Annotated in this window: 14 protein-coding genes; 10 read left to right on the top strand and 4 right to left on the bottom strand. The window is 36.3% G+C overall.

From position 1 onward, the window contains the following. The first annotated feature begins 1 nt into the window (after nt 1). A complete protein-coding gene (sdaAA, locus tag AC1Q8M_RS18395; protein WP_000489461.1) occupies nt 2-880 on the top strand; it encodes an L-serine ammonia-lyase, iron-sulfur-dependent, subunit alpha in 879 nt (292 codons plus the stop codon). A 46-nt stretch (nt 881-926) separates the two neighbouring features. Here sdaAA and proI read toward each other — a convergent pair whose 3' ends face one another. Beyond that, nucleotides 927-1,766, bottom strand: coding sequence for a pyrroline-5-carboxylate reductase ProI (proI, locus tag AC1Q8M_RS18400; protein WP_098361279.1), 840 nt, complete (start codon nt 1,764-1,766; stop codon nt 927-929). Between the two features lie 165 nt (nt 1,767-1,931). Between proI and AC1Q8M_RS18405 the strand changes: the two genes are divergently transcribed. After that, nucleotides 1,932-2,885 carry an MBL fold metallo-hydrolase gene (locus AC1Q8M_RS18405; protein WP_000125135.1) on the top strand — a complete coding sequence of 318 codons (954 nt, stop codon included), beginning with the start codon at nt 1,932-1,934 and terminating at the stop codon, nt 2,883-2,885. Between the two features lie 9 nt (nt 2,886-2,894). After that, on the top strand, nt 2,895-3,689 hold the full coding sequence (locus AC1Q8M_RS18410) for an SDR family NAD(P)-dependent oxidoreductase (RefSeq protein WP_000147789.1): 795 nt from the start codon (nt 2,895-2,897) through the stop codon (nt 3,687-3,689). A 29-nt stretch (nt 3,690-3,718) separates the two neighbouring features. On the opposite strand, the gene AC1Q8M_RS18415 is transcribed toward AC1Q8M_RS18410, so the two are convergent. Then, a complete protein-coding gene (locus tag AC1Q8M_RS18415; protein ID WP_001003222.1) occupies nt 3,719-3,907 on the bottom strand; it encodes a YqzH family protein in 189 nt (62 codons plus the stop codon). Between the two features lie 224 nt (nt 3,908-4,131). On the opposite strand from AC1Q8M_RS18415, the gene argC reads away from it, so the two are divergent. From argC to AC1Q8M_RS18450, 7 genes are all read left to right on the top strand, one after another. Next, on the top strand, nt 4,132-5,169 hold the full coding sequence (gene argC, locus AC1Q8M_RS18420; protein ID WP_000861239.1) for an N-acetyl-gamma-glutamyl-phosphate reductase: 1,038 nt from the start codon (nt 4,132-4,134) through the stop codon (nt 5,167-5,169). Between the two features lie 10 nt (nt 5,170-5,179). Next, entirely contained in the window at nt 5,180-6,403 is a 1,224-nt protein-coding gene (argJ, locus tag AC1Q8M_RS18425; RefSeq protein WP_140158991.1) for a bifunctional glutamate N-acetyltransferase/amino-acid acetyltransferase ArgJ, read from the top strand. 11 nt (nt 6,404-6,414) lie between these two features. Continuing rightward, nucleotides 6,415-7,182 carry an acetylglutamate kinase gene (argB, locus tag AC1Q8M_RS18430; protein ID WP_001286792.1) on the top strand — a complete coding sequence of 256 codons (768 nt, stop codon included), beginning with the start codon at nt 6,415-6,417 and terminating at the stop codon, nt 7,180-7,182. Beyond that, entirely contained in the window at nt 7,179-8,339 is a 1,161-nt protein-coding gene (gene argD / locus AC1Q8M_RS18435) for an acetylornithine transaminase (protein ID WP_098361280.1), read from the top strand. Before argB ends, argD begins: the two co-directional genes overlap by 4 nt. A gap of 12 nt (nt 8,340-8,351) precedes the next feature. Further along, nucleotides 8,352-9,302 (top strand): ornithine carbamoyltransferase, encoded by a 951-nt coding sequence (argF, locus tag AC1Q8M_RS18440; RefSeq protein WP_492334168.1) that lies wholly within the window; start codon nt 8,352-8,354, stop codon nt 9,300-9,302. Nucleotides 9,303-9,440: 138 nt separating this feature from the next. Further along, the gene (locus AC1Q8M_RS18445; protein WP_002005691.1) at nt 9,441-10,001 is read left to right on the top strand and encodes a DUF2062 domain-containing protein; all 561 of its coding nucleotides are present in this window, start codon (nt 9,441-9,443) and stop codon (nt 9,999-10,001) included. Between the two features lie 57 nt (nt 10,002-10,058). Continuing rightward, nucleotides 10,059-10,265 carry a hypothetical protein gene (locus AC1Q8M_RS18450; protein WP_016080355.1) on the top strand — a complete coding sequence of 69 codons (207 nt, stop codon included), beginning with the start codon at nt 10,059-10,061 and terminating at the stop codon, nt 10,263-10,265. A 24-nt stretch (nt 10,266-10,289) separates the two neighbouring features. Here AC1Q8M_RS18450 and AC1Q8M_RS18455 read toward each other — a convergent pair whose 3' ends face one another. Both AC1Q8M_RS18455 and AC1Q8M_RS18460 read right to left on the bottom strand, forming a co-directional pair. Beyond that, nucleotides 10,290-10,736, bottom strand: a complete 447-nt coding sequence (locus AC1Q8M_RS18455) for a MarR family winged helix-turn-helix transcriptional regulator (protein WP_000445819.1) — start codon at nt 10,734-10,736, stop codon at nt 10,290-10,292. A 72-nt stretch (nt 10,737-10,808) separates the two neighbouring features. Then, nucleotides 10,809-11,588 (bottom strand): GDSL-type esterase/lipase family protein, encoded by a 780-nt coding sequence (locus tag AC1Q8M_RS18460; protein ID WP_000755838.1) that lies wholly within the window; start codon nt 11,586-11,588, stop codon nt 10,809-10,811. Between the last annotated feature and the right edge of the window lie 76 nt (nt 11,589-11,664).

The following is an 11,664-nucleotide window of genomic DNA, read 5'->3' on the forward strand; positions in this document are numbered from 1 at the left end:
CATGTTTCGGAACGCAGCGGAACTAGTGGCGCAAGCTAAAGAACAAAATGTAAAAATCGCAGAAATTATGATTCAATGTGAAATGGAAACAAGAAGTATTTCACGTGAAGAAGTAATTGCTGGTATGGAAAAGAACTTAGTCGTGATGGAACAAGCAGTAGAACGTGGTATTCGCGGCGTGAAATCACCAACTGGTTTAACTGGTGGAGATGCTGTAAAAGTTCAAGCGTATATGAAGAGTGGAAAAGGCTTATCTGGAGATACGATTTTGGATGCAGTAAGTAAAGCTGTTGCAACAAATGAAGTAAACGCAGCGATGGGAATTATTTGTGCAACACCAACAGCAGGGTCTGCTGGAACAGTGCCAGGTGTACTATTTGCGCTAAGAGAAAAATTGCAGCCTACACGTGAAGAAATGATTGAATTCTTATTTACAGCAGGAGCTTTCGGTATGGTTGTTGCGAATAACGCTTGTATTTCTGGTGCTGCAGGAGGATGCCAAGCTGAAGTTGGTTCAGCAAGTGGAATGGCGGCTGCAGCTGCAGTTGAGATGGCTGGTGGAACACAAGATCAAGCAGCTACAGCGATGGCAATTTCATTAAAGAACATGCTTGGTTTAGTGTGTGATCCTGTTGCAGGACTTGTAGAAGTACCTTGTGTAAAACGTAATGCAGCAGGAGCTGCAAATGCGATGATTTCAGCAGATTTAGCATTAGCTGGTGTAACGAGTACAATTCCATGTGATGAAGTAATTGAGGCAATGTTTAGAATCGGACAAACGATGCCAGTAGCACTTCGTGAAACAGCGGAAGGTGGACTTGCAGCAACGCCGACTGGTCGTCGCCTGCAAGAAGAGATTTTTGGGAAGAACAATAACTAAGTGTAATTATAGAAAAAGGAGCTCAAATAAACTTGAGCTCCTTTTTTTATTTTTCTTTTGTTAGTTGTTCTAATGTTTTTCCAAGATTATGTGATCGTTCCGTTGCCTGTGTAATACAAGAAATAAGTGCTTGTTGAAATTTATGTTCTTGTAATACTTCAATACCTGCTTCGGTAGTTCCGCCAGGAGAAGTAATTTCCTTTCGCAAAATAGAAGGGTGTTTGTCACTTGCTTTTAGCATTTCAGCAGCACCAATCATCGTTTGAAGAATAAGTGATTTTGCAACATCTTCTTTTAAACCAATTTTTTTTGCAGCTTCTTCCATAGCTTCCACTACGTAATAAATATAAGCAGGTCCACTTCCGGATAATGCAGTAACAGCATGCATATCTTCTTCCTCTACAACAGAGACGAGACCAATCGTTTCAAATAAAGATGTTGCAGTGCGAATATGTTCCGCTGTTGCATGTTTCGAAGGGGAGATAGCGGTAGCTGATTTTAAAATGGCTGCGGATGTATTTGGCATTGCACGAATAATTGGAACGTCTTTTTGAAATAGTTTTCTAATTGAGTGAGTAGAAACACCTGCTAGTAATGAAATAATAAGCACGTTATTATTTATGTATTCTTTAAAAGGGATAAGCGCCTCTGCAACATCCTTTGGTTTCATTGCTAGAAAAAGAATATTTGCATCAGTAAGTAATTCTTTTTTATTATGAGTACCTTTGACACCGTATTTTTTATGTAGCTCTTGTAATCTTGTCTCGTTAGAACGATTACTTACAGTAATTTGTTCACATTTAACAACATTTGCATGTAACAAGCCACCAATAATAGCTTCAGCAATAGAGCCTGCACCGAGAAAGGAAATGTTTTGAATAGACATGATGTTCCTCCTTTAATTTTGGTTAGAAATTCTTATAAATGTACATACATTCGTTTTTTTATAGGAAACACCTCTTTTTATCTGAAAATAATGACAAATATATATAGAAGTTGTAAACTGAAGAAGTATTCATTTTTGAACCGGAAAGAGACAGGGGGGCTAAGCATGACGGCGATTCACCGAATGGAGATTCCTGTACCATTTGCAGTGGAAACTGTGAATGTGTTTTTAGTTGAGGGGGAGACATTAACATTAATTGATACAGGGACGAATACAGAAGAGGCAAGAAATGCGTTAGAAAGTCAATTAGGTACATTAGGACATACGATAGAAGATATTGAAACAGTAGTCATTACGCATCATCATGCAGATCATTGTGGACTTTTAAATATATTTTCTGAGAAGACGAATATTATTGGACATCCTTGGAATGAGCCTTGGATCACACAAAATCCAGAGTTTTTAAAGCGGTATCATGAATTTTTTAGAGAGACGGCCTTACAGTTTGGTGTGCCAGTAGCATTTTTGAAAGACGAGTCGTTATTGACGACGAGGACACTTAAATATTCTTGTAATAGATCGTTAACGCATACTGTGAGAGAAGGAGATCGTATTAATTCTTTGCCTGGATTTACAGTGCTTGAAACACCAGGTCATGCTTCTACTCATATTTCTTTATATAGAGAATCTGATGGAATATTAATTGGTGGAGATGCTCTCATTAGTCATATTTCTTCGAATCCAATACTAGAACCACCATATGAAGGGCAAACAGAACGGGCACGCCCATTACTACAATATAATCAAACATTACAGCGTTTAAGCGAAATGAATATTTCACGCATTTTATCAGGGCATGGGGAAGATGTTCTAAATGTGAAACAACTTATTGAAACGAGATTACAAAAGCAAGAAACACGTGCTTTTAAAGTACTTGAGTTATTAAAGGAAAAACCAATGACAGCATTTGAAGTATGTGTAAAACTATTTCCGGTATTATATAAAGAACAATTACCACTTACTATTTCAGAAACGGTTGGACAATTGGACTATTTAGCATATAATCAACAAGTGATGATTGATGAGTCATCGCAACAATTGATTTATTATGCAAAGTAGGTGACAGCAATGACAGGACGTTTACAAAATAAAGTAATCGTCATTACAGGTGCTTCTAGTGGGATTGGTGAGCAAGTTGCAATGCAAGTTGCAGCACAGGGAGCGACTCCAGTATTAATGGCTCGAACAGAAGAGAAACTACAAGCGTTAGTAGACAAAATTAAAGAAACTTATAATACGCCTTGCTATTATTATGTATTAGATGTAAGTGATGAGATGGAAGTACAGTCTGTTTTTTCAAAGGTATTACAAGAAGTGGGACGTATTGATATATTAGTAAACAATGCGGGATTTGGTATTTTTAAAACGTTTGAAGATGCGTCAATGGGTGAAGTAAAAGATATGTTCCAAGTAAATGTATTTGGATTAGTAGCATGTACGAAAGCGGTACTACCTTATATGGTAAACAAGAATGAAGGACATATTATTAATATTGCTTCACTTGCTGGAAAAATTGCAACTCCGAAATCGAGTGCTTATGCAGCAACGAAACATGCCGTATTAGGATTTACGAATAGTTTACGCATGGAATTAGCCAATACAGATATTTATGTTACAGCAATTAATCCAGGTCCGATAGATACAAACTTTTTTGAAATAGCGGATCAATCTGGTACATATGTAAAGAATATGGGACGTTACATGTTAAAACCAACATACGTAGCAGAACAAATCGTAAAGTCGATGCACACGAAAAAACGTGAAGTAAACTTACCGAAGTGGATGGGAATTGGCCCGAAACTTTATGCTTTATTCCCAGGTTTATTTGAACGTGTAGCAGGTAAATCATTAAGTAAAAAATAGGAGATTTCCATATGGAAATCTCCTATTTTTTATTGTTTTCCAGTTACATAATCATAAACAATATCCTCAATTTCCTCGTATAAATCAATTTCAATATTTGAATGAGTCACCGTTTGAATATGTTTCACTAGCATTTCCTGATCTTCTTTTGATATTGGACTGCATTGATATTGTTGAAAACTTTTTATAATCATTTTCTCAATTAATTTTTCGTTCATATTTTTCCCCGCCTGTATGTACGTATGTATTGTTTTATTGTACTTGAAGTGAAATAAAAAAACTACTATGCACTATTTTTGTATAAAAATTCGGTTGAGTATATTATTTTTCTAATAAAATTAAGTTTTTTTAGATTTGAAAATTTATAAATATTTAATTGACTCTATAAATATACAATATTATAATCATACTTAATTTAAAGAATCGATATGAGGAGGAACTTATGAAAGTCGCAATTATTGGAGCCACTGGATATGGGGGCATTGAGTTAATTCGTTTATTAGAACAACATCCATATTTTTCGATAGCATCTCTCCATTCTTTTTCACAAGTTGGTGAGTGTATAACAAATGTATATCCGCATCTTCGAAATGTCCTTTTTCATACGTTACAAGAAATTGATGTGGAGACGATAGGAAAAGAAGCAGAAATCGTATTTCTAGCAACCCCAGCAGGAGTATCGGCGGAGTTAACTCCCAAGTTATTAGCAGAAGGTTTAAAAGTAATTGACCTATCTGGAGACTTTCGTATGATAGATCCTTCGTCATATGAACTGTGGTATAAAAGGCCAGCAGCGAAAGAAGAAATTCTTAGAAAAGCAGTGTATGGGTTAAGTGAATGGAAAAGGACTGGGATTCAAAAGGCAAATTTAATTGCAAACCCAGGATGTTTTGCTACAGCCACATTGCTAGCGATAGCGCCGTTAGTACGTAGCGGCATGATTGAAGAAGATTCGATTATTATTGATGCGAAATCAGGGGTATCAGGAGCAGGTAAAACACCAACAACAATGACTCACTTTCCTGAGCTATATGATAACTTGCACATTTATAAAGTGAATGAGCATCAGCACGTTCCAGAGATTGAGCAAATGCTTACAGAATGGAATAGTGGATCACAGCCAATTACATTTAGCACACATTTAATACCGATATCTCGAGGAATCATGATTACACTTTATGCAAAAGTAAAACAAAAGATGGAAATAAAGCAACTTCAAAAATTGTATGAAGAAACGTATGAACAATCGCCTTTCATCCGAATTTGTACGCAAGGGAAATTTCCAAGTCCAAAAGAAGTGAGAGGCTCAAATTATTGTGATATTGGCATAGCTTACGATGAAAGAGCTGAAAGAGTTACGGTCGTTTCTGTTATAGACAATATGATGAAAGGCGCGGCTGGGCAAGCGATTCAAAATGCAAACATAATAGCGGGACTAGAAGAGACAACAGGTTTACAACATATGCCGCTTTATGTATAAGGGGGACATGATGATTAAAGTAGCGTCTATTACAAAATTAGAAAATGGTTCAATTGTAACGCCGAAAGGCTTTTCGGCAATTGGTACTGCAAATGGTTTAAAAAAGGAGAAAAAGGATTTAGGTGCCATCGTTTGTGATGTACCAGCATCATGTGCCGCTGTGTATACAACGAATCAAATACAAGCAGCTCCTTTGCAAGTAACGAAGGATAGTATAACGGCAGAAGGGAAGTTACAAGCAATTATCGTTAATAGTGGAAATGCAAATGCTTGTACTGGAATGAAAGGATTACAAGACGCATACGAGATGCGCGCATTAGGGGCGGAACATTTTGGGATGAAAGAAAATTACGTTGCAGTAGCTTCAACAGGTGTAATTGGTGTTCCACTGCCGATGGATATAATCCGAAAGGGAGTTGCAACTCTTATACCGACGAAGGAAGAAAGTGAAGCATATTGTTTTTCTGAAGCAATTTTAACGACGGATCTTATAATGAAAGAAACTTGCTATGAAATGATTATTGATGGGAAGAAAGTGGCGATTGCGGGTGTTGCAAAAGGTTCAGGGATGATTCATCCGAATATGGCAACGATGCTTAGTTTTATTACGACAGATGCTCATATAGAGCATGACGTATTGCAAACAGCGTTATCACAAATAACGAATCATACATTTAATCAAATTACGGTAGATGGAGATACTTCTACGAATGATATGGTCATCGTTATGGCAAGTGGATTATCAGAAACAAGGCCGATAAATATGGAACATACAGATTGGGAAACTTTCGTATGTGCTTTACAGCAAGTATGTGAAGATTTAGCGAAAAAAATTGCGCAAGATGGTGAAGGAGCTACGAAGTTAATAGAAGTAAATGTGCTAGGAGCTCAAACGAATGAAGAGGCAAAAAAAATTGCAAAGCAAATAGTCGGTTCGAGTCTTGTGAAAACAGCAATACATGGTGAAGACCCAAACTGGGGGCGAATTATTAGCAGTATTGGACAAAGTGAAGTAGCTATTCATCCGAACACAATTGACATTACTCTTCAATCTATATCGGTATTAAAAAATAGTGAGCCTCAAATATTTTCTGAAGAAGAAATGAAAGAGAGATTACAAGAAGATGAAATAGTCATTAATGTGTACTTACACTTAGGTGAAGAGACAGGATCAGCTTGGGGCTGTGACTTAAGCTATGAATATGTGAAAATAAATGCTTGTTATCGTACATAAGGAGAGAGAAGATGAGCGATTATATTGTAGTGAAATGCGGCGGTAGTATGTTGAATCAATTAAATGCTGTGTTTTTTGATTGTATAAAGAAATTGCAACAGAAGTATAAAGTGGTGATTGTTCATGGTGGTGGGCCAGAAATTGATGCCAAATTAAAAGATTGTAACATCAACGTAGAAAAAAGAGATGGATTACGCGTAACACCAAAAGAAGTTATGGATGTTGTTCAAATGGTGCTATGCGGAAGTACGAATAAAAAACTCGTAATGAATTTACAAAAGCATAATTTACTTGCTGTAGGTTGTTCAGGGTGTGACGGTAATTTACTTCAAGTTCAACCTGTCAGCGAGGAGATAGGATATGTGGGAGAAGTAAGTTATGTAGAAACAGCCTTATTAAAAGGATTAATAAATATGGGGTATATTCCTGTTATTGCTCCAATCGGGGTAAATGGTAATGAAATTTATAACATAAATGCGGACAATGCTGCAGCTGGGATTGCGGCCGCGTTAGGGGCAAAAGAGCTGATTTTTATTACGGATGTAGATGGAATATTACATGAAGGGAATTTGGTAAAGGAAACGGATGAATCTGAAATTGCAACTTTTATAGAAACAGGTGTTATTACAGGTGGGATGATTCCGAAAGTACAGGCGGCACTAGCATCATTAAAAATGGGAGTGCAAAAGATAAGTATTGTGAATGGTACAAAAGATTTTACTGAGGTTACGGGAGAGTGTATTGGAACGACGGTAACGAAAGGTGTGAGTATTGCATGACGAGTCATCTTTTTCAAACGTATGGCAGAAGAACTATTGAGTTTGTAAAGGGAACTGGAACGAAAGTTATTGATAATAAAGGTAAGCAATATTTAGATTTTACATCAGGAATTGGCGTATGTAATTTAGGACATTGTCACCCTACTGTTCTCAAAGGTGTGCAAGAGCAACTTGATGATATATGGCATATATCTAACCTGTTTACAAACAGCTTACAAGAAGAAGTTGCGTCATTATTAACAGAAAATAGAGCATTAGATTATGTGTTTTTCTGTAATAGTGGGGCAGAGGCAAATGAAGCGGCTTTAAAGTTAGCACGTAAGCATACTGGAAAAGCTCTCGTCGTAACATGCCAGCAGTCTTTTCACGGTAGAACATTTGGAACGATGAGTGCAACAGGCCAAGATAAGGTAAAAGAAGGATTTGGTCCATTACTTCCATCTTTTTTACATATCCCTTTTAACGATATTAAAGCATTAGAGGAAGTAATGAATGAAGAAGTTGCGGCGGTAATGGTAGAAGTAGTTCAAGGAGAGGGAGGAGTAATACCTGCTGATCTATCTTTTTTGAAAGAGATTGAAACATTATGTAATAAGTTCGGTTCCTTATTTATTATAGACGAAGTACAAACGGGGATAGGAAGAACTGGAACACTATTCGCTTATGAACAAGTGCGAATAGAGCCTGATATCGTTACCGTTGCAAAAGCACTTGGGAATGGGATTCCTGTCGGAGCAATGATTGGCCGGAAAGAGCTCGGAACGTCGTTTACTGCAGGATCACACGGTTCAACTTTTGGCGGGAATTACATCGCGATGGCTGCAGCGAAAGAAGTATTGCAAGTAAGTAAAAGACCATTGTTTTTAAAAGAAGTGCAAGAAAAAGGCGAGTATGTATTAGAGAAGTTGCAAGAGGAATTACAGCATGTCGAATGTATTCAAAATATACGTGGTAAGGGGCTTATGATTGGGATTGAGTGTAAGCATGAAGTTGCAAGTTTTATAGAACAACTAGAAAACGAAGGACTTCTCGTATTACAAGCAGGCCCTAATGTTATAAGACTATTACCGCCACTCATTGTCACGAATGAAGAGTTAGAACAGGCAGTATATATAATAAAAAAAGTAGTTTGTACAAAAAACGTATCAATTATATAAGGGGGAAGTTTCATGTCAACTTTACAAGTACCGAAATTAAATACGAAAGATCTTTTAACACTAGAAGAATTAACGAAAGAAGAAGTTATTTCTTTAATTGAGTTCGCTATATATTTAAAAAAGAATAAGCAAGAGCCTTTATTACAAGGCAAAATATTAGGGCTTATTTTTGATAAGCATTCAACTCGTACTCGTGTATCTTTTGAAGCGGGAATGGTACAACTCGGGGGACATGGTATGTTTTTAAGTGGGAAAGAGATGCAAATGGGAAGAGGAGAAACCGTTTCAGATACTGCGAAAGTATTATCGCAGTATATTGACGGGATCATGATACGTACATTCTCACACGCGGATGTAGAAGAGCTTGCAAAAGAATCGAGTATTCCTGTTATTAATGGATTAACGGATGACCATCATCCTTGTCAAGCATTGGCAGACCTCATGACGATATATGAAGAAATAAATACATTTAAAGGAATAAAATTAGCTTACGTAGGTGACGGAAATAATGTATGTCATTCATTGTTGTTAGCTAGTGCAAAAGTTGGAATGCATATGACTGTTGCAACGCCTATAGGGTATGAACCGAATGAGGAGATTGTAAAAAAAGCGTTAGCGATTGCCAAGGAAACAGGAGCTGAAATTGAAGTTTTGCATGATCCTGAATTAGCGGTGAATGAAGCAGATTTCATTTATACTGACGTTTGGATGAGCATGGGGCAAGAGGGCGAAGAAGAGAAATATTCTTTATTTCAACCTTACCAAATCAATAACGAACTTGTTAAGCATGCGAAACAAACATATCGTTTCTTACACTGTTTACCTGCCCATCGTGAAGAAGAAGTAACAGGCGAAATTATAGATGGACCACAGTCTATCGTATTTGAGCAAGCTGGTAATCGATTGCATGCTCAAAAAGCGCTATTAGTGAGTTTATTTAGAAATGTAGAAGAGCCTTCCTAAAAGGGAGGTTTTTTTATATTAAAATGTCGGATGTATATTTGGTTAACCATTTCGATATCATTTATAATAAAAGAGAAAACTAAATTTGTTTTTCAGAGTGTGTAAGGACATACTACATATAAAAATATAGTTAAAGAGATGATGAGGGTGAAAACAACTAAGAAAACATATTCGTTTTTTCAGCGGATGTGGAGAATATTAAAGTTTCAATATTATAAGTTGCTTCGATCGCCAGAAGGCGCAAAGAAAGTATCGTTAGGGTTTGCTATAGGATTCGGCTTAGAAATGTTAGTCATTTATACGGCATCGCTCGTATATGTAATATTTTATCCAATCGTCAGGTTAGCAAAGGGATCTTTTCCTGCGGCAGTTATTGGCAATATTATTGGGAAAATATCGTTTCTCCCAGTATTTTTATTTCCGCTTGCGTATGCGCTAGGAAAAATGATTTATCCATTCCATGTACAGAAAATTCATCATGAACCATTTACGATATCGGACTTGTTTTCAAGTCACATTTTTACGATATTAAAGAGCTTATTACAAAGTGAAGTGTATGTATTAATTGGAATGACGATTTTAGGAGTTGTGTTTGGTCTCATTTCGTATTTCGTTGTGCATTATTTATACGAAAAGAACCGTAAGTTACGCTTGAAGAAAAGGAAGAAACGAGTGAGAGAACCACTTGTACAATTATAAACAATGTCACATCCATTTTCTCCTTTGAATATGTTTAAGAAAAAGGAGGAGAGGATAATGTATTATTATTACGTACCTCAAGTATATCCATATGTAAATTATTATCCGGTTTATGATACGAGTAGACAATACGAATTATATCGGCAACAACAATTACAGCAAATACCACAATTACCACAACAACAGCCTACACAGGAAAAAAAACCATATTTAACAACATGGCCATATTCCAATGTGTACTATGGTAACTATTACGAATCATAAAGCTGCTTCTATTTAGAAGCAGCTTTATACGTTTGTTTTCAAAATTAAATTTTGAATGGTTTGAAGAGAATGAATGAGCTTTTCGCGCTCTTCCTCAGATAATGTTTGGAAATTTTCTTTTAGTTTGTCTAAAATGAATTGCTGATACTGATTTACTAATAATTTCCCTTCAGCTGTTAGGGAAATTAAAATGACCCGTCGATCTTTTTCGCTATAATGACGCTCTATTAGTTCTTCTTGAATAAGTTTGTTTAATAGAGGTGTCATGTTAGGCCGTGAAATCGCTAGCCGCTTGCCGATTTCGGAAACTGCTAATGTGCCGTTTTCATGCAAAAGCAGTAATACTTGTGTATGTGATGGCGGCATATGTCTTTGAGAAGAAAATTCTCCAGGAAGCATAAATTTGCGATAAAAAAGAGGCACTAGCGAAAGAAGATGATCAACAATACGTTCCCACTCGCGTGATTCCATATAAAGGCCCCCTTCCACTATCATTGTAACAAAAAAGACATGTTATAAAAATAGAATTGTTTCATGGGAATTTTAATATTTGTAGGCCAATACTTTTTTTGTAAATGAATCGGCAATAATCGTATAGCCTTTATCATTTGGGTGTACTTGGTCAAAGAGCAATTCTTTTTTATCATTCGATATTAATTTACGAATTGGCAAAACGATAGATGGTTGATTCACTTTTGCAATGGAATAAACGGATTCATTCCAGCCGTCTAAAAACATATCTGCATAACTTGCGATGGAGTCATCGAGTTGTAACGGGTTATAGAGTTCAGAAAGAATGAGTAAAGCATCAGGATTTTGATCTCGGACTGTCTTTACAATATTTTTTACATCCGCTTCAAAATGAGCTTTTTCTTTATTTAACATTTTAATACCGTCTATAACACCGACATCACGATTTAAGCGAAATAAATTATTTCCCCCAATATTAATTGTAATGATATTTGCTGCTCTAATTTTTTGCTTTACATCTTCTGATTGAACTTTTTTAGCGAGACGATCTGTTGTAAGACCGTTTATCCCAAGGTTTTCTACAGTAATTGGTTTATGAATTTGTGCTTCTATTTGTTTAGAGGCTAATTCAGCAAATCCACCTTGTGTTGATCCATATCCTTTGGCGAGCGAATCACCTAGTACGAGATGATAAAAGGAATCGTTTGTTTGCTTATCAATCCAACTTGGAGTAGATGTTTTTTCTGTTTTTTCTTCGGGTTCATTTTGTTTTGTCTCGTCGTTCTTTTCAAAATAAGAATAAGAAATGATCAGAAGGAGGAGACAAACAATTGTTAAGATGACTTTTTTCATAAATTCATCCTCCTTGTAATTGGTAATTGTATCATATTCAGCAGTATTAGCAATGTAAGGGCATATTATATGTTTA

This window comes from Bacillus sp. GW823-FHT06A10 (assembly GCF_058795375.1).